Below are 19,686 nucleotides of genomic sequence, written 5' to 3'. Positions count from 1 at the left end.
CGGGGCCGCGGCATCCACCCCGCGCTATGCGCTCGCGAGCTCCTCGCGCACACGCTGGCCGACGACGGCCGACACCCCGTCCTGCCGCATCGAGACGCCGTAGAGGGCGTCGGCGATCTCCATGGTGCGCTTCTGATGGGTGATGACGATGAGCTGGCTGGAGGCGCGCAGGTTCTCGAACGTCGTGAGCAGTCGCCCGAGGTTCGCGTCGTCGAGGGCGGCCTCGACCTCGTCCATGATGTAGAACGGGCTCGGCCGGGCCGTGAAGATCGCCAGCAGGAACGCGACGGCCGCGAGCGAACGCTCCCCGCCCGACAGCAGCGAGAGGCGCTCGATCTTCTTGCCGGCCGGCCGCACCGACACCTCGATGCCCGTGGTGAGCAGATCGTCGGGGTTCGTGAGGGAGATATCGCCCGTGCCGCCCGGGAAGAGGATCGGGAACACCTCGGCGAACGCCGCCCGCGTGTCCTCGAAGGCGCTGCGGAAGATCGACTCCATCTTCGTGTCGATCTCCTCGATGATCGTGAGGAGGTCCTTGCGGGTGTTCGTGAGGTCGGCGAGCTGCTCGGTGAGGAAGGCGTGCCGTTGCTCGAGCGCCGCGAACTCCTCGAGGGCGAGGGGGTTCACCCGTCCGAGCCGGCCGAGCTTGCGTTCGGCGGCCTGCAGCCGCTGCTGCTGCTCGGCGCGCACGAACGGGGCCGGCTCAGCGTCCTCCGTCTCGGCCGGGATCGGCTGCCCGGGGCCGTACTCGGCGAGCAGCACGTCCTCCTCGAGGCCGAGTTCGCTCGCGGCCCGTTCGACGAGGCTCTGCACGTGCAGCTTCTTCTCGTAGATGCGCAGCTCCAGGCCGTGCACGTCCTCCGTGACGGTCTGGACGCGCTCGCGGAGCTCCTGCTCGGTGCGGCGGATCGCGTTCAGTTCCTCGTTGCGGCCGGCCCGCTCGGCTTCGGCCTTCGCGAGCTCGGTGCGGGCCTCGGCGGCGGATGCGCGGGCCGACTCCAGCACGGGCGGCACGAGCCGGGCGACGCGGGATGCCGCGGCGAGCTGCCGGCGGCGGATCACGGCACGGCGGGCCGCCTCCTCGGCCTGACGGCGTTCGGCCTCGAAGCGGCGTTCGAGGGCGACGATGCGCGCCTCCTCGGCGCGCACCCGCTCGCGGGCGGTCTCGAGCGCGAGCCGCGCCTCGACCTCGGACTCGCGGGCCCGCTCCACCTCGGCGAGCGCGCCGTCGCGCCGGCTCGCGTCGAGCACGGGGCGAGGTTCCGCACGGGCGGTCTCGAGCGCCTCCTTCGCGGCGGCAGCCGCCTGCTCGGCGTCGGCGACCTGCTCGGCGGCGGTGCGGGCCGCGCCGCCGAGCCGTTCGGCCTCGGCGAGAGCGGCCTCGGCCTGCACCCGGGCGCGGTTCAGCTTCTCGGTGCGTTCGGCGAGCTTCGCGTCGAACGCGCGCAGCTCGCCGAGGGCCTGCGCGGAGGCCTGCTTGGCCTGCTCCAGTACGCGACGGCCGGCTTCGAGCTCGCCGCCGGAGCGTTCGATGAGGCGGCGCACCTCGTCCTGCCGTTCCTTGGCCGATTCGAGTTCGGCGAGCAGGCCGATGCGGCCGGCGCTCGCGCCGCTGCCGCCGCGGAGCACATGCTCGGTGACGAGCTCGCCGTCGCGGGTGACGACGGTCGCCCCGGTTCCGGCCAGCGCCGGGCCTGCGGCCCGCGCCGCCCCCAGATCGTCGACGATCGCGACGTGGGCGAGGATGCCGAGCACGCCCGGCGGGGCGGTGACGACGGTGTGCGCTGGCGTGCCGTGCGCGGCCGCGGCGGATGCCCGGGGCGCAGTGCCTGCGGGCGCGGCACCCCCGGCGGGCGCGGCTCCCCCGGCCTCGGTTCCGGCGGCCTCGGCGACCACGAGGTCGATGCGGCCGAGCTCGTGCTCGGTCGCCCACGCCAGCACACGGTAGGAGTCCTCGGCGGTGCCGACGAGCACCGCGTCGGCCAGGGTGCCGAGCGCCGCGGCGATCGCCGACTCGTAGCCCGGCGACACCTGCACGGCATCGGCGACGAGCCCGCGCACCCCGTCGAGGCGGGCGGCGACGAGTTCGGCCGAACCGCCCTCCATGTCGAGCGCCCGGGCGAGCGCGCCCGTCTTCGCGGCGAGCGCATCGCGTTCGCGCTCGGCGGCGTGCAGCGTCTCGCGCAAGCGCTCGATATCGGCTTCGGCCTCGAACACGGCCGCCTGGGCGAGCTCGTACGCCTCATCGAGATCGGTGTCGGCGGCGACCTCCTCGGCCGCTTCGGCCTCCACCCGCTCCTGCTGGATGCGGGCGGCGTCGGCACGCTCGCGGGCGGCGGCGAGCGCGTTCTCGTGCCGCAGCACCTCGCCGCGCACCGCGGCGAGCTTGGACGCGGCGGCATCGGCCTGGCCGGAGAGTTTCTGCACGGCGAGGTCGTAGCGGGAGACCTCGGCGGCGCGCGCGGCGATCTCCTCGTCGACGGCGTCGAGGCGCCCGCGTGCGCCGCGGACGGCGGCGGCGGCCTGCTCGAGCGCCGCACCGGCATCCACCACCGCGTTCTGCAGCTCGCCGAGGCCCTCGCGCGCCTCCTCGATCATGCCGCGGCTCACCCGCGGCGACGCGTCGTCGGGGGTCGGCTCCTCGCCGAGGAGGCTGATGCGCTGCTTCGCGAGCGAGAGGACGCTCCGCAGCCGTTCCTCGGCCGATTCGAGGGCGTGCGCGACGGCCCGTGCGCGGTCGACGTCGTCGCTCTGCTGCGTCGCCTCGATCTCGGCGATGCGGGCCTGCATGCCGCCGAGCCGTTCGGCGAGCACCTGGCGTTCGCTCTGCCGCTCCTGCTCGGTGCGGCCGGCCTCCTCGAGGGTGCGACGGAGGTCTGCGACCTCGTCGGCGAGGAGGCGCGCCTTGGCATCCCGGACCACGGCGGCGATCTGCGCCGCCTCGCGCGCGACCTCCGCCTGCCGGCCGAGGGGCTTCAACTGGCGGCGGATCTCCCCGGCCAGGTCCGACAGGCGCGTGAGGTTCGCCTGCATCGCGTCGAGCTTGCGGAGCGTCTTCTCCTTGCGCCGACGATGCTTCAGGATGCCGGCGGCCTCTTCGATGAAGCCGCGACGGTCGTCGGCCGAGGCGCGCAGCACCTGGTCGAGCTGCCCCTGCCCGACGATGACGTGCATCTCGCGGCCGAGGCCCGAGTCGCTGAGCAGCTCCTGCACGTCGAGCAGGCGGCACTGCTCGCCGTTGATGGCGTACTCGCTCGCGCCGTTCCGGAACAGGGTGCGACTGATCCGCACCTCCGAATACTCGATCGGCAGGGCGCCGTCGCCGTTGTCGATCGTGAGGCTCACCTCGGCGCGGCCGAGCGGCCCGCGCGTCGAGGTGCCGGCGAAGATGACGTCTTCCATCTTGCCGCCACGCAGGGTCTTCGCGCCCTGCTCGCCCATGACCCAGGCGAGGGCGTCGACGACGTTCGATTTGCCGGAGCCGTTCGGGCCGACGATGCACGTGACGCCGGGCTCGAAGGCGAAGGTCGTCGGCTGCGCGAACGACTTGAACCCCTTCAGCGTCAGGCTCTTCAGGTACACGTCCCACCCTCTCCTGTTGCGCGTGAACGCCGGGTTCGAGCGTAGTCGACCGCGGGGCGTGCGGATGCCGCCCGCGCCGCGCCACGCGGGAACCGTCGCCCGCGGCATCCACTGCGGCCGTCGTGTTGCGAAACCCGGGGCCGTTCGACGAAGCTGGAATGCTGCCGACCGAAGGAGCCCGCATGGCCGAGATCCGCCCCATCGAGGTGCCCGAGCGCCTCGGCACGCCCGAATCGGCGCCCTTCGAGGCCTTCGCCGCCCTCGCCGAATCGTTCAAGGTCGAAACCTTGGGCGACGCCGACACGAGCTTCGGGGTCGACGAACTGTTCGCCTTCTCCCGCGATCAGGCCTACACCGAGCGCCGCAGATTCGGCGCCTGGGAGGGCGGCCGGATGATCGGCACCGCCTCGGTGTTCTGGGAGGTCGACGGCGGCGTCGCCGCGTTCTGCCCGACGCTCGGCGTCGTTCCCGAGCACCGCCGGCGCGGCATCGGCTCGGCCCTCCTCGCCGCCGTCGAACAGGCCGCGGCCTCGGCCGGGCGCACGAACCTCGCCGTCTTCGGCGACCATCCGATCCCCGACCCGGATCGACCCGGCGAGCGCGTCCTCGCCCCGCAGGGCGACGCGTGGCTGCCGGCCGACGACCCCGTGGTGCGCTTCGCCCGCGAGCACGGCTACCGGCTCGGCCAGCTCGACCGGATGAGCGCGATGCCCCTGACCGGTCGCGCCGCGGAGTTCGCCGCGCGACTGGCCGACAGCGAAACCGCCTCGCCCGACTACCGGCTCGTGTCGTGGGCGGATGCCGCACCCGACGAGCTGGTCGACGCCCTCGCCGTCGCGAAGGAGCACATGTCGGTGGATGCCCCGTCCGGCGCCATCGGCTTCGAACGCGAGGTCTGGGACGCCGCACGCGTCCGCGCCGACGAACGCGCGGCCCGCGAGGCCGGTCGCGCCCGCTTCCTCACCGCCGCCGTCGCCGCCGACGGCGCGATCGCCGGGTACACCCAGCTCACCAACGCGCCCCGCAAGACCGTCGCCTACCAGGACGACACCATCGTCCTCGCCCCGTATCGAGGCCACGGGCTCGGCCTCAGGATGAAGCTCGCCAACGCCCTCGCCCTCACCCGGGCGGCACCCGAGCGCACCCGCGTCATCACCTGGAACGCCGACGAGAACGCCCACATGCTCCGCATCAACACGGCGCTCGGCTTCCGCCCGATCGCCCTCGAATCCTCCTGGGCGCGCTGAGCGGCCGCACTCACCCTCCCCACCCCGACCACCCTCTCCCTCCCCGAGCCCACCCCGACCGCACTCTCCCTCCCTGCGCAATGCAGGAGCGCATCCGTGTCGCGGCCTCTCCTGCCCACTCGGCGCCCGCGACACGCCGTGCGCGTTCCTGCATTGCGCAGCCGCCGCGCGGCCTGCGGCGCGGCGGGCATCCACCGCGGCTGCGGCGCGAGAGCAGGCGGTCGTGGGCCGGTGCCTGCCGGAGTGGCCTGCTTTCGGTGCGCCGCGGTCGATTCGGCCTGCATTCGCGTCAGCCGGGCGGTCGGCCGCGCGGTCGGCCGGGCTACGCTTGCGCGGCCGCCTCGGCGAGGCCGTGCCTGAGGCTCGGCCGATCGAGGTCGGTGTTGTCGAACAGCCAGCCCGCGTGCGATTCGGGGTCGGCCTCCCGCAGGTACATCCGCTGGCCTTCGACGTACCGCCGGTTCGCGGGGCTCTCCGGATCGTCGTCGCCCCGGCGCGGGAACCGGGCGTTCCCGCGTGGAACGGTGACCGAGAACGGTGCGCTCACCCAGACGGAGTCGTCCCAGATATCGACGAGCTCGGGGCGGTGGAGGAAGATCCCGTCGACGACGACGATGCCGGTCGGCGGCACGTCTCGCGGCCGTTTCGGAACCGGCTCGTCCCGGGCGACGTCCCAGATCGCGGGGACGACGGCCTCGCCGAAGCGGAGCGGATCGACGACGTGCTCGAAGAACGCCCGGTACCGGTACGAGCCCCGGTAGAAGCCCTCCGGCCCGGCGCCTGCGCGAAGCCGTTCGGCTCTCGGCCGATGGAATCCGTCGATGCCGACGCTCACGAGCGCCCGCCCGCCCACCGCATCCGCATGCTCGGCGAGCTCCCGCGCGAGGTGCGTCTTGCCCACCCCGTCGAAACCGTCGAGGGCGATGAGCGCGCGACCCTCGGGGCGGACCCGCTGCAGCTCCCCCCAGAGGCGCGCGACGACCGCAGCCCGCATACCCGTCACAGGGTCGGAGATGGCGGCGTCGTCGGGCATGGCACCACGGTAGCCCGCGCCGCGGCGTCAAGCGGCACGAAAGGCCTCAGCGCTGGGCGGGGCGCCGCATGCGCTGGCAGCGGGGGCAGCGGTGCGAGGAGCGGTTCATGAAGGCGTCGCGCACGATGGGGGTGCCGCAGCGCGGGCACGGGCGCCCGGTGCGGCCGTAGGCGTTCAGGGAGTGGGCGAAGTAGCCCGCCTGGCCGTTGACGTTCACGTACTGGGCGTCGAAGCTCGTGCCGCCCTCGGCGAGGGCCTTGGCGAGCACGTGGCGGATCTCGGCGAGGAGGGTGCGGGCGGCGCGGGTCGACAGGGTGGATGCCGGCTGCTCGGGATGCAGGCGGGCGGCCCATAGGGCTTCGTCGGCGTAGATGTTGCCGATGCCGCTCGCGAGGCTCTGGTCGAGGAGCACCCGCTTCACGGCGGAGGTGCGCCGGCGCAGCCCGGCGAGGTAGGCGGCGTCGTCGAAGGCGGGGTCGAGGGGGTCGCGGCCGATGTGGGCGACCTGGCTCGGCACGAGCCGCTCCCAGTCGCCGCCGACTCCACCGGCGAAGCCGGCGATCTCGCCGTCGGGGGTCGGCACGAGGCGGTCGACGGCGAGCGAGCCGAAGGTGCGCTGGTCGATGAAGTCGACGCGGAGCTCGCCGTGCGCGGGGTGTTCGAGGTGGATGCGGACGCGTGCGTGCCGATCGTCGCCGCGATGGTCGGGGGTGCGCAGCAGCAGCTGGCCGCTCATGCCGAGATGGCCGACGACGGCGCGGGCGGGCACGGGCTCCGCCGACGCCCCGAGATGCGACGCGCCGGCCGGCGCGTGGCGCGTCCCGAGGTGCGACGCGCCGGACGGCGCGTGGAGCGGCATCCACAGGAACTTGCCGCGACGCACGGCTGCGGCGATGCGCGCGCCCGTCAGCAGCGACTCGAAGTCGCCGAAGCGGCGGTCGTGGCGGGTCAGGGCGCGCTCGTCGAGCACCTCGACGGCACTCACGCGGGCGCCGGCGACGGCCGGGGCGAGGCCGGCACGGACGACCTCGACTTCGGGCAGCTCGGGCACGCTACGGGTTCGACAGCAGCGTCCAGGCCTCGAGCGCTGCAGCCATCTCGGCCTGCTTCTTGCTCGAACCCTCGCCGGATGCCGAGACGAGGTCGTCGACCGTGACGGTCGCGACGAAGTGCTTGCTGTGGTCGGGTCCGGACTCGGTGACGAGGTAGGCGGGGGCGCTCGCGCCGCGACGGGCGGCGAGCTCCTGCAGGCTCGTCTTCGGGTCCATCGCCGCGCCGAACCGGTCCGGGTCCTGCATGAGCGGTTCGACGAAACGCATGACGAGCTCCGTGGCGGCCTCGCCGCCGCGATCCAGGTAGACGGCGCCGATGATCGCCTCGACGGTATCGGCGATGATCGAGGGCTTGTCGGCACCGCCGGTCATCGTCTCGCCGCGGCCGAGGAGGATGTGCCGCCCGAGGCCGATGGCCCGGCCCACCTCCGCGAGCGCGGCACTGGAGACGAGGCTCGCGCGCCGCTTGGCGAGCTCGCCCTCGTCGAGATCGGGGTGGTCGCGGTAGAGGCGCACCGTGACGGCCTGCCCGAGGATCGAGTCGCCCAGGAACTCCAGGCGCTCGTTCGTCGGGATGCCGCCGTTCTCGTACGCAAACGACCGGTGCGTGAGGGCGAGGAGCAGAAGCTCGGGGTCGAGCTCGACGTGCAGCGTGCGCTGCAGCTCATCGAGATCGGGCCCCGCGGTGTGCTCCGTCCGCCTCACGACCGGTCGTGGATTCTGCGTCGGGCGCCGACTAGACGTCGGCGACCTTGCGGCCCTTGTACTCGAGGAAGAGCGGGGTGCCCGCCGCGTCCTCGACGACCTTCGCGCGGTGCGGAAGGCTGTAGGTGACCTTGCCGTTCTCCACGGTCTTGACGAGCGTGGGAGCCTCGGCCTTCCACTGCGAACGGCGCGCGTGGGTGTTGGCTCGTGACTTCTTCCGCTTGGGGACGGCCATGGTTATCTCTTCTCTCTCTGCTGGTCGGCGTCGGGCTCATCGCCCGCGCCGTCGTCTGCGGAAGCCCGGAATCCGGTGAGCGCGGCCCAACGCGGGTCGCGGCTCGTTTCGGTCGCAGCGAGTTCCGGATGATCGGCCAGCCGGAGGCCCGTCTCGGGGTCGAGACCCGGGCAATCCGGTCGGCACACCGGCTGGAAGGGCAGTGCCAGCACTACCGCATCTCGGATGAGCGGTTCAAGATCCACGTGGTCGTCTTGAACCTCATACTCGATGGCTTCCCCAGCATGATACCCGAAGAGCTCGGTGAACTCGACTTCGACCGGCAGCGCGATGTCGATGAGGCAGCGCCCGCACTCGCCCTCGGCGACCGTGTCGACGCCGGTCGTGGCGAGGATGCCCTCGTGCACCGATTCGAGGCGCACGTCGAAGCTCAGCCGGGCGCCCTCGCGGACGGCGACGAGCCCTTCGCCGAGGGCCTCGGGCACGGCGAGCGTCACCGTCTCGTCGCGGTACTCGCCGGGCCGGCCGGAGAGGTCGCGCACGTTCAGGCGGTACGGGGATGCGGGGATGCGGGCCACGTTCCGAGTCTACGCGTTGCGGCTGAACGCGAAGCCCGGGCGCACGCCCGTCAGCAGCGAGCCCGGCAGCACGGTCGCGACGATCCGCTGCCAGGGGCTCGCGTCGGCGCGCAGCGCCCGCAGCACGAGCGAGACGTCGGCGGGGCGGATGCCGGATGCGCCGGCCGCCTCGGCGTAGCGATCCCGTTCGATCGCCGCGAGGATCGCGCCGAGGGCCCGGCCCGTGCGGGACGCTGCGGCATCGCCGAAGGCCGGCCGCCCGCCGAGTTCGCTCGCGAACTCGCGCGCCGTGAGCGTCGGCGCCCAGCTCTCCCCGAGGTCGACCGCCGTGTCCTGCACCTCGAGCCACGCGTCGCGTGCGGCATCCGCACCCCCGGCGGCGATGCGGCGGAGGCGCGAGCGGCGCCTGGCCATGCGGAACAGGGCGGGCATCGCCCCGAGGGCGAGCACGGCGAGCGCGATCGCCCAGATCCGCAACGCGGCGAGCGCGGCACCGTCGTCCGCGCCGGTCGCGCTCGATCCGTCGGCCTCGAGCTGCTCCGGCGTCAGCCCGCGGTCGCCGCCGTCTGCACCGGGCGTCGGCGCGGGGCTGGCCGGGTCGTTCGGGGCGGCCGACGGTTCGGTCTCGGTTACGGTGTTCGCGATGGAGTACTGCGGCACGACGCCGCGGTCGGGCGTCGGTTCGAAGGGCAGCCAGCCGACGCCCTCGAAGTAGAGTTCGGGCCAGGTGTGCAGGTCGTGCGTGTCGACGTCGCGGCGTTCGAGTCCGTCGATGGTGGTGTCGGCGGCGGTGCCCTGCGTGTAGCCGAGGGCGACGCGGGCCGGGATGCCGAGTTCGCGCGCCATGAGCGCCATGGCGCTCGCGAAGTGCACGCAGTAGCCCTTGCGCTCCTCGAGGAAGGTCGCGACGACGTCGAGGGATCCGCCGTCGTAGCCGGCGCGCACCGGCGCCTCCGTCGAGTACGCGAACCCGGGGCCGCGGAAGAAGCGCTGCAGTTCGATCGCCGCATCGTACGGCGAGGCCGCGTCGGCGGTGACCTGATGCGCGGTCTCGGTGATGATGCGGGGGACTTCGCCCGGCAGTTCCAGGTAGCGGTCGAGCTCTGCCGGCACCTGCCGGCTCGCCGCACGGAGCATCGCCGGGTCGGGTTCGAGCTTCAGCCGGTCGACGGCATAGCGCTGGCCGGCCGTCGAGGAGTCGGCGCTGCGGATGTTGCGGGTCTCCGCGTCCCAGTACCAGGATCCGTCGAGGCCGGCGACCGAACTGGCCGGGTACGGCTGCGGCAGCCACCCCGAGTCGAGGCCGTCGATCCACACCTGCACGCGCTCGGGACTCCGCGGCACCTCGTCCCGGAGGCCGGGCGGCGCCTCGATGTCGCCGACGTCGTTCTCCTGATCGAGCTCGCGTTCGCTCGGCAGCCAGACCTGGCCGTCGATGCGATCGAGGGTGAGGAGGGTGAGGTAGACGGGCGAGTCGTCTTCGGCCGTGTAGTGCAGCACGGGCCGCGGGCTCGGGCGGCGGAGGTCGCGGCCGAGGTCGACGAAGGCGTTCACCCCGACGCCGAATGCGCTCGGCCCCTGCCCGGCGGCGCTGAAGAAGCCCGTCGGCAGGCTCGGAACGGATGCCGCGAGCACTCCGGCCGTCAGCAGGCCGATCCCGGCGATGCCGAGCGTCGCGCCGATCGTCGAGACCGTCGGTGCACGCTTCGGGCCGAGGATGCGGGGGGCGTCCTCCCCGGCCTCGCCGGCGACGGCCCCGGCACGACGGACGCGGACATCCACCCGAAGGACGAGCAGGTAGGCGGCGGCCGTCGCCAGCAGCGGCACGAACGCGGCGCCGTTGCCGATGACGAAGACCGTCACGAGGGGCGGGACGGCGACCGGGATCGCGGCGAGCGCCGGCATCCGCAGGGTCGAGACGAAGATGTCGGTGACGACGGCCACGATGCCGGCCCCGAGGCCGAGGAGGTACAGCAGGCCGGGCACGGCGACCGCCGGGGGCGACTGCTGCATGATCGCCCGTCCGGCCGAGTCGGCGAGTTCGCCGAAGACCGTGAAGGTGTCCAGGCTCGGGATGAGCCCGAGGATGCCGCTGCCCTCGCCGAAGAAGAGGGTCAGCATGGCGATGACGACGAGGATCTCCAGCAGCGGCACGACGCCGGCCGGCACGCGGAGGGCCCGGAAGCCGAGCCCGGAGCCGATCGCGACGACCGCGACGACGGCGGCGATCCACCACCAGCCGCGGCCCTGCACGAGCGGTGAGAGGCCCGTGATCGCGATCAGCACGAGCACGAGCGAGGCGACGGACAGGGCCGCGTCCTGCCCGATGTTCCGACGGGTTTCAGCGCGCATCGGCACCCGCCCGTTTCGCACCTTCGCCGAGGCCCGCCCATGCGGGTGCGAGCTCGGCGGCGCGGTACACGTCGATGCATCGCCAGTCGTGGCGGCCGAGCACCTCGACGACGTCTTCGTCGACGGTGTCCAGCACGATCGCCACGCGGGGTTCGAAACCCGACCCGGCGGCGGCGAGCGCTTCGGCCGTCTCGCGGTCGGGATCCACGAGCACGGCGAAGAGTCCGCGTTTGGCCCGCCCGGCGATGCCCGGCAGCGGATCGGCCGTGCGGCCCGACGGCCGCTCTGCCGGCGCCTCGTCCGGCTGGTCGATACGGGCGAGGTATTCGAGGAACGCGGCGGCGCCTCCGGCCGTCTCGAACAGCACGGTGCGCCGCTCCCCCGCGCCGTCGGCGGGGTCCGTCGTCTCGCCGAACCGCACCCGGAAGCCCTCGGCGAGCAACCGCACCCCGATCGAGGCGGCGATCTCGACGCCGAGCTCGAAGCCGCGCCGCAGCACGGTGCCGTCGATCTGCATCTCCTCGGCCGAATGCATCCGGCCGGCCAGGCCGCTGTCGAGCAGCAGCACCGCCTCGGGGTCGCCGCGCTGCTCCTCCTGACGCACCATGAGTTCGCCGCGCCTGGCCGTCTGGCGCCAGTGCACCCGCCGGTACGGGTCGCCGTGCCGGTATTCGCGCGCGATGAGCTCGTCGGAGTTCGGATGCGTGCGCCGCATGAGCGAGTGCAGGCCGCCGTCGATGGATGCCGTGCCGGTGCCGCCGTCGCCGAGCGGGATGATGCGCGGGGTGACGACGAGCTCGCGCGCCTCGCCGTACGATTTCGTCGCGCACGCCAGCCCGAACGGGTCGGCGATGCCCACCCGCAGGGGGCCGATGTTGTACACGCCGCGCCGCGGCAGTTGCAGCCGGTAGGCGAGGCGGGCCGTGTCGTCGCCGGCGGCGAGGATGCGTTCGCGCGGCCCGAGTGCGGGCAGCACGCTCTGTTCGGGCGGGGAGAGGCCGGGCGGGGCCTCGTCCTCCCAGACGGCCCCGTCGAGGGTGGATCGGCCGCGGTTGCGCACCGTCAGCAGTACGGTCGTGGCCGACCCCGTCGGAGCCGCCGAGGGTTCGAAGCGGCGCGTGATCTCCAGGGCCGGCCGCCAGAGGCCGACGACGACGGCCGCCAGCAGCGGCACGGCGATCGCCACGAAGCCCGGCAGGAGGAGGTCGCGCAGTTCGAAGAGCAGTGCGACGGCGATCACGAGGACGCCGGCGACGAGGATCACGGCGCCCCGGCGGGTCGGCCGCGGCCAGTCCCGCATCCGCTCGCGCCCCCCGAACATGCGCCTCACCCCCGTCGCTGTGCGCCGACCGGCACGGGCGTCTCCTCGACGATCTGCCGCACGATCGCCTCGACGAGCGGGCCGCCCTCGTGGTCGTGGGAGCCGAGGGCGCGGCTCGTGGGTACGAGCCGGTGCGCGAGCACGGGGACGGCGAGCGCGTCGAGGTCGTCGGGGATGACGAAGTCGCGGCCCTCGATGGCCGCCCGCGCCTTGGCCGCGCGGATGAGCTGGAGGGTCGCGCGCGGGCTCGCGCCGAGGCGGAGGCGCCGGTCGGCGCGGGTCGCGTCGGCGAGCGCGACGGCATACTCCTTCACGGGCTGCGAGGCGAAGACCTGCCGCACGGCGCGGATCATCTCCCGCAGCCCCGACTCGGAGACGACGGCCGAGATGCGTTCGAGGGGCGTGGTCGTGTCGCGGGCGTCGAGCATCGCGACCTCGTCCTTGGCAGCCGGGTAGCCCATCGACACGCGCGCCATGAAGCGGTCGCGCTGCGCCTCCGGCAGCGGATACGTGCCCTCCATCTCGATGGGGTTCTGCGTGGCGATCACGACGAAGGGGTCGGAGAGCCGGTGGCTCGTGCCGTCGACGGTGACCTGGCGCTCCTCCATGCACTCCAGCAGTGCGGACTGCGTCTTCGGGCTGGCCCGGTTGATCTCGTCGCCGATGACGATGTTGGCGAACACGGGGCCCGGGTTGAACTCGAATTTGCGGCTCGCCTGGTCGAAGACGGCCACGCCCGTCACATCGGAGGGCAGCAGGTCGGGGGTGAACTGGATGCGCCCGACCGAACAGTCCACCGATCGGGCCAGTGCCTTGGCGAGCATCGTCTTGCCGACGCCCGGCACGTCTTCGATGAGCAGGTGCCCTTCGGCCATCAGCACCATGAGCGCCGAGCGCACGGCCTCGCGCTTGCCGTCGATGACGGTCTCGACGTTGCGGATGACGAGCTCCGCGACCCTGCCGACCTCGTCGATGCCCATGGAGCCCCGGGCGAACCCGGTTGCGGTCTCGGTGGGCGCGGTACCGGGCGTGGCGTTCATGCGGTGCGTGCTCCCTGCAGGTAGTCGGCGACGGCGTGCGGCACGTACGGCGAGACGTCGCCGCCGAGCGCCGAGACCTGCCGGACGAGCGAACTGGACACATGCGCGTTCGCGGGGTCGGGCAGGAGGAAGACGGTCTCGACGTTCGCGAGATGGCGGTTCACGATCGCCATGGGCGTCTCGTAGGCGACGTCGACCTGCGAGCGGATGCCCTTGACGAGGACGCTCGCGCCGACGTCGGTGCAGTAGTCGACGAGCAGGCCCATGCTCCAGGATGCGACGACGATGCGGCCCTGGATGCCGGCGTCGGCGACGGACTGCTCGATGAGCGCGACGCGTTGCGCGATCGGCAGCAGCGCGGTCTTGTCGGGGTTGTGGACGACGACCACATGCAGCTCGTCGTAGAGGCCGGCCGCGCGCCCGATCACGTCGAGATGGCCGAGCGTGACGGGGTCGAATGATCCGGGGACGACGGCGATCCGCTGCATCCCCCCAGCGTAGCGCCGCCGCGGGATGCTCGGAGCCCCGCTTCAGCCCTTGCTCAGGTATCCGCTGGTCTCGTCGTCGAGGCGGCGGGCGACGGCCGCCTCGAGCGCGGGATGCGCCGCCAGATCCGGGTCGTTCTCGAGGATTTCTGCGGCAAGCCCGCGGGCTTCGGCGATGATCTCGCCGTCGCGGGCGACCCGCAGGAGGCGGAGCGAGGAGCGCCCGCCCGACTGCTGCTCGCCGAGCACATCGCCCTCGCGCCGGAGCTCGAGGTCGACCCGGGCCAGTTCGAACCCGTCGAGGGTGGAGGCGACGGCATCCACCCGCTCGCGGGCGAGGGAGTCGGCCGGCTGACGCGTGACGAGCAGGCAGAGCCCCGGCAGGCCGCCTCGGCCGACACGGCCGCGCAGCTGGTGCAGCTGCGAGACGCCGAAGCGGTCGGCGTCGAGCACGACCATCGCCGAGGCGTTCGGCACGTCGACGCCGACCTCGATCACCGTCGTGGCCACGAGCACGTCGATGTCGCCGGCGGCGAAGTCCTGCATGACGCGGTCCTTCTCCTCGGCCGGCATCCGCCCGTGCAGCCCGGCGATGCGCCGCCCCTCGAACGCGGGGATCCGGGCGATCTCGGCGAGCGTGCCGGTGACCGTGGCGAGCTGGGCCGGCGCCTCCTCCTCGGCATCCGCCATCCCGTCCTCGGCCATCCCGGCCTCGAGCGCCTTCGGCTCGATCGCCGGGCATACGACGAAGGCCTGCCGCCCCTCCGCGAGCTCCTCGGCCAGGCGCTCCCAGATGCGGCCGGCCCAGCGGGGCCGCTCGGCGAGCGGCACGACGAACGTCTCGATGCCGGCACGGCCGGCCGGCAGCTGGCGGATCGTGGAGACGTCGAGGTCGCCGAAGACGGTCATCGCCACCGTCCGCGGGATCGGGGTGGCCGTCAGCACCAGCACGTGCGGCGGCCGCCGCCCCTTCAGACGCAGCGCCTCGCGCTGTTCGACGCCGAAGCGGTGCTGCTCGTCGACGACGACGAGGCCGAGGTCGGCGAACTGGGCCTGCTCACCGAGGAGCGCATGGGTGCCGACGACGATGGAGGCCTGCCCTGCTGCGACGCGGAGCAGCGCGCGGCGGCGTTCGGCGGCCGGCAGCTGCCCGGTGACGAGCGTCGGCATGAGGCGCGCGGACAGCTCCGGGCCGAGCATCTTCGTGATCGAGCGCAGGTGCTGGGCGGCGAGCACCTCGGTCGGTGCGAGCAGGGCGGACTGTCCGCCGCTGTCGGCGACGGCGAGCATGGCGCGGAGGGCGACGACGGTCTTGCCGCTGCCGACCTCGCCCTGCACGAGGCGGTTCATGGGCACCGGGTGGGCGAGATCGGCGGCGATCTCGGCGCTCACCTCGAGCTGGTCGCCGGTGAGTTCGAACGGCAGGGCGGCGTCGAAGCGTTCGAGGAGGCCGCCCGGCACGGGCTCGCGGGCTTCCGCGACCTGCGCGCGGAGGCCCGCGCGGCGGCGCAGCAGCTCGGTCTGCAGCACGAAGGCCTCGGTGAAGCGCAGGGTGCGCCGGGCCGCCTGCCAGTCGGTTTCGCGTTCGGGGCGGTGGATGCGTTCGAGCGCGGTGCGCTGGCCGAGCAGCCGGCGATCGGCGAGCACGGCTGCGGGGATGGGCTCCGGCACCTCGCCGAGCCGGTCGAGGACGACGCGGATCGCCTTGGCGATCTGCCAGCTGGTCAGCGAGGCCGTCGCCGGGTAGATCGGGATGGGTGCCTCGGCGTAGCGTTTGGCCTCGGCCTCCACCGGCGCCTCGTCGTCGTCGAAGAGCTGGTAGTCGGGGTGGGCGAGCTGCAGGGCGCCGCGGTAATCGGAGACTTTGCCGGCGAAGATGCCTCGGCGGCCGGGGCGCAGTTCGTTCTCGCGCCACTTCTGGTTGAAGAAGGTGAGGGTGAGGATGCCGGTGCCGTCGGAGATCTTGGCTTCGAAGATGGATCCGCGCCGTTGGCGCATCTCACGGCTGCGGACCTCCAGCACCTCGGCGACGATCGTGACGTTCTCGTCGCGCGGCAGCGTCGCAAGCGCGGTGAGTTCGCCGCGGAGCGCGTAACGGCGCGGGTAGTGCGCGAGGAAGGCGCCCGCCGTCTCGTAGCCGAAGGCGCGCTTCAGCGCGTCCGCGGTGCGTTTGCCGAGCACGGATCCCAGCCGGGCGTCCAGCCCGATGGCGCCGACCGGTGCATCCGCCTCGTCGGCGGGGCTGGGTTCTCGACCGTTCGGCGTCACGCCTCGATCGTAGGCGCTCCCGCCGACACGCCGAGTTCGTGCAGCTCGGCGATGACATAGCCGTCGTCGGGGCGCGCCTCGTGGAGTTCCTGCTGGATCGCCAGCGCCTCCTCGGTGCGGTCGAGGGTGCGCAGGCAGCGGCCGATGGCCCAGCGGGCGACGTGGCGCTGCTCGGCGGTGCCGAATCGTTCGGCGTAGCGCGAGGCGTCTTCGAAGCGGGCGAGGGCTTCTTCGGCACGGCCGGCGTCGTGCAGGGTCCAGCCGAGGTTGTTGTGCAGGGCGACGCCCCAGCGCAGCACCCGCGGCTCGCGGGAGGCGGCGAGGACGGCGAAGCCCTCCTCGGCCCATTCCTCTTCGTGGCCGGCGTCGATGAGCGCGAGCATGTGCAGCGCGTCGAGGGCGAGGAAGAGGTCTGCGGCGAGGGCGGCCTCGCGCGCGGCGTAGGTGAGGGTGGCGACGGCGTGCGCGCGGTCGCTCGTGGTGGCCAGGCGTCCGCGTTCCAGGGCGACGCGGGCGCGGAGTTCGCCGTCGCCCGGTTCGGCCTCGATCGCGTCGAGCACCTCGACGGCTTCCTCGGGCTCTTTCGCGAGGCCGAGCGCGCGGGCCAGCTGCGTGGCGAAGACGGCCCGCAGGTGCGGCGGGTTCCCGTCGTCGTCGGCGGCGGCGCGGAAGCGCTCGACCGAGGCCTGCGGGCTCGAGAAGTCCCAGAGGGCGTCGACGCGGCGCTGCTCCTCGGCACGGTGCGCGGCCCGGTCGGCGGGCGATTCGGCGGGTGCGGATGCCGCGGGCTCCGCCTCCTCGGCCGGCGCCGCCGCCTCGGGGGCTGCCTCGAGCGGTGCATCCTCGACCGGGGCGGCCGGCACGGGTTCCGCAGCCACCGACTCGGCCGCGTCGCTTGCGGCGTCCGCCGGTGCATCCGCTACCGCCTCGGAGCCTTCCGCCGACGCATCCGTCGCCGCCGGCGCATCCACCACGGCAACCCCCGGCGCGCCCGTCACCACGGCCGTTGCGGGCTCGGTGATCGCCGTCGCCCCCTCGCTCGGCCGGGCATCGGGATCGGCGGTGTTCACGTCGGTCTGATCGTCCACGCGTCCATCATGTCAGTCGGAGGCCGAAGACGCAGATTCGGCTTCCTCCCAGCTCCGGGACCGTGCGGAGTTTCACGACACCCCATAGGCTTCGGGGTGGTATGACGCGCATCATCGCCGGCTTCGCCGGATCAGCCCGCCTCGCCGTGCCCAGGCACGGCACGAGGCCCACCAGCGACCGCGTGCGCGAGGCCCTCTTCTCGGCGCTCGACGCGCAGGGCGCCGTTCGCGGGGCCCGCGTGCTCGACCTCTACGCCGGCAGCGGCGCCCTCGGGCTCGAGGCCGCGAGCCGCGGTGCGGCGGCGGTGGATCTCGTCGAACGCGACGCGCAGGCCGCCGGCGTCTGCCGCCGCAACGCCCGCGAGGTCGCCGGCCGGGCCGGCGAACGCCCGCCGAAGATCACGACGCACGCGCGCAGCGTCCGCCAGGTCCTGGAGTCGGCCGCCGGCCCCTACGACCTCGTGTTCATCGACCCGCCCTACGAGCTCGGCGAAGACGCCCTCGCCGGCGACCTCGAGGCGCTCGTGCCGCTGCTCGCCGACGACGCCCTCGTGCTCGTCGAGCGGAGCGCCCGCAGCCCCGAACCGCGCTGGCCCGCCGGCCTCGAACCGGTGCGCCGCCGCGACTACGGCGAGACGGCCGTGCACACCGCCGAACCCGTCTGAGGCCTCAGCCGCGCCCACCGTCCCAGTCCGCGTACGGATCCCAGCCGGCCGGGTCGACGGCCTCCCCGTCGACGCTCACGACGCCGGCCGCCTCGCCCACCCGGCCGATCGGCCGGAACGGCGCCGGCGGCACCGTGCCGGCCGGGAAGGTGGCGAGCAGCCCGTGGTCCTCGGCGCCGCCGAGCACGAGGGCGAGCTCGGCGCCGAGGGCTGCGGACTCGAAATCGATGGCCGCTCCGCTCGCCCGGGCGATGCGGGCGGCATCCCGCGCCAGCCCGTCCGAGACGTCGAGCATCGAGGTGGCTCCGGCGATCGCGGCCGCCGGCCCGGCATCCACCGGCGGCTCGGGCCGCAGCTGCGCCGACACGGCGCGCGGATGCCGGGCCCGCAGCCCCTCGGCCAGGCGCGGATCGGGTTCGCCCTGCTCGTCGACCCCTTCGGCGAACAGCAGCCGGAGGCCGCGTGCCGACTCGCCGAGCTCGCCCGCATGCGCCACCACATCCCCCGGCCGGGCGCCCGAGCGGAGCACCGGGGCGCGCCCCTCGAGGTCGCCGAAGGCCGTGACCGCGATCGTCAGCGCCGGCGACGCCGACAGGTCCCCGCCGACGACGCCCGCACCCGGCGCGCAGCGCTCCAGGGCCGCGCGCATGCCGTCGGCGATGCCCTCGAGCACCGCGACCGGGGTGGACGGCGGCGCGGCGAGCCCGACGACGAGCGCCGTCGGCCGTGCGCCCATCGCCGCCACATCGGTGAGGTTCGTCACCGCCGCCTTCCAGCCGAGCTCGTACGGGCTCGACCACGCCAGGCGGAAATCGGGGCCGTGCACCATGAGGTCGCTCGTGACGACGAAACGGCCGTCGGCGGCGCGCACGACGGCCGCGTCGTCGCCGGCGCCGAGCTCGGCGAACCCGCCGGGCGCGAGCCGCGGCAACAGGCGCGCGAGCACCGCATCCTCGCCGAGTTCCCCGATGGTCGGGCCGCCCGCGGCATCCGCACCCGATCGATGCCCGCCGTCGCCCAGGCTGTTCTCCATGCCTCACACGGTAGCCTGAACGGGATGTCTCGACCGCCCCGCTCCGCCCGACCGGCCACCCGATCCGCCGCCCGCACGGCCGGCGCGATCCTCGCCCTCGGAGCCGCAGCGACCCTCGCCGGCTGCGCCCACGCGGTGCCGCTCACCGCCGCACCGCAGGCGAGCGACCCGGCCTGCGCCGGCGTCGTCGTGCTCCTGCCCGAAGAGGTCGCCGGGCAGGCCGAACGCGAGACCGACGCCCAGGGCACCGGCGCCTGGGGCGAACCGGCAAGCATCATCCTGCACTGCGGCGTCGAATCGCCCGGGCCGACGACGCTCACCTGCCAGAACGTCTCGGGCGTCGACTGGATCGTCGACGACGCCGACGCCCCGAACTACCGCTTCACCAGCTACGGCCGCGAACCCGCCGTGGAGGTCTACCTCGACAGCGACGTCGTCGCCGGCTCGACCGTCATGGCCGACCTCGCCGCGGCGGTCTCGACGATCCCGCAGACGCGCGCGTGCACGGAGCCGGTCGCCGGCTGACGCCGCCCGCACTCGCCTCCGGCCGCCGGGGGCGTCACACGTAGGCCAGCTCGGTCTCCGAACCGAACGTGAAGCGCCGACCGGTGACCTCGGCGGCATCGACCCGGATGAAGCGCGTCTTCGGCGTGCGCGCCCACGGCCGCAACTGCACCCGCTCGGCCTCGGCGATCTCGGCCGGCGACTCCAGCACCCGCGCCCGACCGCGCACGATCACGCTCCACGCCTCGGTGGCCGTGTAATCGTCGACCTCGAAGGCGACCTCGTCGTTCACGCCGACGCCGAAGAGTTTCGTGCCCTCTGCGGTGCGGATGAGGATCGAGCCGTCCGAAGCCCGGTAGTTCACCGGGAAGATCTCGGGGCGCGAGCCGATGGCGACGGCGAAGCGGCCGAATTCGCCGGCCACGAGCAGCGCCCAGCACTCGTTCTCGCTCAGTTCGGTGACGATCGCGTGCGGATCCGACATGGCTTCATGTTCTC

Annotated in this window: 17 protein-coding genes; 3 read left to right on the top strand and 14 right to left on the bottom strand. The window is 73.7% G+C overall.

Features of this window, described 5'->3' with window-relative positions; translation table 11 throughout:
- Window positions 1-24: 24 nt before the first annotated feature.
- Window positions 25-3,582 (bottom strand): chromosome segregation protein SMC, encoded by a 3,558-nt coding sequence (smc, locus tag G127AT_RS14530; RefSeq protein ID WP_210898074.1) that lies wholly within the window; start codon window positions 3,580-3,582, stop codon window positions 25-27.
- Window positions 3,583-3,764: 182 nt separating this feature from the next.
- Between smc and G127AT_RS14525 the strand changes: the two genes are divergently transcribed.
- Window positions 3,765-4,829: a GNAT family N-acetyltransferase gene (locus G127AT_RS14525; protein ID WP_210898072.1), complete on the top strand. Its 1,065-nt coding sequence runs from the start codon at window positions 3,765-3,767 to the stop codon at window positions 4,827-4,829.
- Between the two features lie 322 nt (window positions 4,830-5,151).
- Here the strand turns inward: G127AT_RS14525 and G127AT_RS14520 are convergent, their stop codons facing one another.
- From G127AT_RS14520 to G127AT_RS16200, 11 genes are read right to left on the bottom strand one after another with little or no spacing between them, the layout of a single operon-like run.
- Window positions 5,152-5,862 (bottom strand): nucleoside/nucleotide kinase family protein, encoded by a 711-nt coding sequence (locus G127AT_RS14520; RefSeq protein ID WP_210898070.1) that lies wholly within the window; start codon window positions 5,860-5,862, stop codon window positions 5,152-5,154.
- A gap of 46 nt (window positions 5,863-5,908) precedes the next feature.
- Complete coding sequence (gene mutM / locus G127AT_RS14515) at window positions 5,909-6,913, bottom strand: bifunctional DNA-formamidopyrimidine glycosylase/DNA-(apurinic or apyrimidinic site) lyase (RefSeq protein WP_210898068.1); 1,005 nt, start codon at window positions 6,911-6,913, stop codon at window positions 5,909-5,911.
- Between the two features lies 1 nt (window position 6,914).
- Window positions 6,915-7,619: a ribonuclease III gene (gene rnc, locus G127AT_RS14510; RefSeq protein WP_210898066.1), complete on the bottom strand. Its 705-nt coding sequence runs from the start codon at window positions 7,617-7,619 to the stop codon at window positions 6,915-6,917.
- A gap of 31 nt (window positions 7,620-7,650) precedes the next feature.
- Window positions 7,651-7,854 (bottom strand): 50S ribosomal protein L32, encoded by a 204-nt coding sequence (gene rpmF, locus G127AT_RS14505; RefSeq protein WP_210898064.1) that lies wholly within the window; start codon window positions 7,852-7,854, stop codon window positions 7,651-7,653.
- 2 nt (window positions 7,855-7,856) lie between these two features.
- On the bottom strand, window positions 7,857-8,432 hold the full coding sequence (locus tag G127AT_RS14500) for a YceD family protein (RefSeq protein ID WP_244857615.1): 576 nt from the start codon (window positions 8,430-8,432) through the stop codon (window positions 7,857-7,859).
- Between the two features lie 9 nt (window positions 8,433-8,441).
- Window positions 8,442-10,784, bottom strand: a complete 2,343-nt coding sequence (locus G127AT_RS14495) for a transglutaminase TgpA family protein (RefSeq protein WP_210898062.1) — start codon at window positions 10,782-10,784, stop codon at window positions 8,442-8,444.
- Entirely contained in the window at window positions 10,774-12,105 is a 1,332-nt protein-coding gene (locus tag G127AT_RS14490; protein WP_210898060.1) for a DUF58 domain-containing protein, read from the bottom strand. Before G127AT_RS14490 ends, G127AT_RS14495 begins: the two co-directional genes overlap by 11 nt.
- Window positions 12,106-12,110: 5 nt before the next feature.
- Entirely contained in the window at window positions 12,111-13,145 is a 1,035-nt protein-coding gene (locus G127AT_RS14485; protein ID WP_210898058.1) for an AAA family ATPase, read from the bottom strand.
- Window positions 13,142-13,633 carry a pantetheine-phosphate adenylyltransferase gene (gene coaD, locus G127AT_RS14480; protein WP_210898056.1) on the bottom strand — a complete coding sequence of 164 codons (492 nt, stop codon included), beginning with the start codon at window positions 13,631-13,633 and terminating at the stop codon, window positions 13,142-13,144. The genes G127AT_RS14485 and coaD overlap by 4 nt, the downstream gene beginning before the upstream one ends.
- Before the next feature lie 42 nt (window positions 13,634-13,675).
- On the bottom strand, window positions 13,676-15,838 hold the full coding sequence (locus G127AT_RS14475; RefSeq protein WP_244858015.1) for an ATP-dependent DNA helicase RecG: 2,163 nt from the start codon (window positions 15,836-15,838) through the stop codon (window positions 13,676-13,678).
- Between the two features lie 56 nt (window positions 15,839-15,894).
- Window positions 15,895-16,986: a tetratricopeptide repeat protein gene (locus G127AT_RS16200; RefSeq protein ID WP_244857614.1), complete on the bottom strand. Its 1,092-nt coding sequence runs from the start codon at window positions 16,984-16,986 to the stop codon at window positions 15,895-15,897.
- 101 nt (window positions 16,987-17,087) lie between these two features.
- Between G127AT_RS16200 and rsmD the strand changes: the two genes are divergently transcribed.
- Window positions 17,088-17,651 carry a 16S rRNA (guanine(966)-N(2))-methyltransferase RsmD gene (rsmD, locus tag G127AT_RS14470; protein ID WP_210898052.1) on the top strand — a complete coding sequence of 188 codons (564 nt, stop codon included), beginning with the start codon at window positions 17,088-17,090 and terminating at the stop codon, window positions 17,649-17,651.
- A gap of 4 nt (window positions 17,652-17,655) precedes the next feature.
- Here the strand turns inward: rsmD and thiL are convergent, their stop codons facing one another.
- Window positions 17,656-18,684, bottom strand: a complete 1,029-nt coding sequence (gene thiL, locus G127AT_RS14465; RefSeq protein ID WP_210898050.1) for a thiamine-phosphate kinase — start codon at window positions 18,682-18,684, stop codon at window positions 17,656-17,658.
- A gap of 24 nt (window positions 18,685-18,708) precedes the next feature.
- Between thiL and G127AT_RS14460 the strand changes: the two genes are divergently transcribed.
- Window positions 18,709-19,209 carry a DUF3515 family protein gene (locus tag G127AT_RS14460; protein WP_244857613.1) on the top strand — a complete coding sequence of 167 codons (501 nt, stop codon included), beginning with the start codon at window positions 18,709-18,711 and terminating at the stop codon, window positions 19,207-19,209.
- Window positions 19,210-19,243: 34 nt separating this feature from the next.
- Here G127AT_RS14460 and G127AT_RS14455 read toward each other — a convergent pair whose 3' ends face one another.
- On the bottom strand, window positions 19,244-19,672 hold the full coding sequence (locus G127AT_RS14455) for a pyridoxamine 5'-phosphate oxidase family protein (RefSeq protein WP_210898048.1): 429 nt from the start codon (window positions 19,670-19,672) through the stop codon (window positions 19,244-19,246).
- Between the last annotated feature and the right edge of the window lie 14 nt (window positions 19,673-19,686).

This window comes from Agromyces archimandritae (genome assembly GCF_018024495.1).
GTDB lineage: Bacteria > Actinomycetota > Actinomycetes > Actinomycetales > Microbacteriaceae > Agromyces > Agromyces archimandritae.
Note: the sequence above shows the minus strand (reverse complement) of the source record. Positions and strands in the feature narration are given on the sequence as shown.

Coding starts and splice junctions, on each gene's coding strand:
- G127AT_RS14525 (WP_210898072.1), top strand. CDS start 3,765: ATGGCCGAGATCCGCCCCATCGAGGTGCCCGAGCGCCTCGGCACGCCC.
- G127AT_RS14520 (WP_210898070.1), bottom strand. CDS start 5,862: ATGCCCGACGACGCCGCCATCTCCGACCCTGTGACGGGTATGCGGGCT.
- rpmF (WP_210898064.1), bottom strand. CDS start 7,854: ATGGCCGTCCCCAAGCGGAAGAAGTCACGAGCCAACACCCACGCGCGC.
- G127AT_RS14495 (WP_210898062.1), bottom strand. CDS start 10,784: ATGCGCGCTGAAACCCGTCGGAACATCGGGCAGGACGCGGCCCTGTCC.
- G127AT_RS14490 (WP_210898060.1), bottom strand. CDS start 12,105: ATGTTCGGGGGGCGCGAGCGGATGCGGGACTGGCCGCGGCCGACCCGC.
- G127AT_RS14485 (WP_210898058.1), bottom strand. CDS start 13,145: ATGAACGCCACGCCCGGTACCGCGCCCACCGAGACCGCAACCGGGTTC.
- coaD (WP_210898056.1), bottom strand. CDS start 13,633: ATGCAGCGGATCGCCGTCGTCCCCGGATCATTCGACCCCGTCACGCTC.
- rsmD (WP_210898052.1), top strand. CDS start 17,088: ATGACGCGCATCATCGCCGGCTTCGCCGGATCAGCCCGCCTCGCCGTG.
- thiL (WP_210898050.1), bottom strand. CDS start 18,684: ATGGAGAACAGCCTGGGCGACGGCGGGCATCGATCGGGTGCGGATGCC.
- G127AT_RS14460 (WP_244857613.1), top strand. CDS start 18,709: ATGTCTCGACCGCCCCGCTCCGCCCGACCGGCCACCCGATCCGCCGCC.
- G127AT_RS14455 (WP_210898048.1), bottom strand. CDS start 19,672: ATGTCGGATCCGCACGCGATCGTCACCGAACTGAGCGAGAACGAGTGC.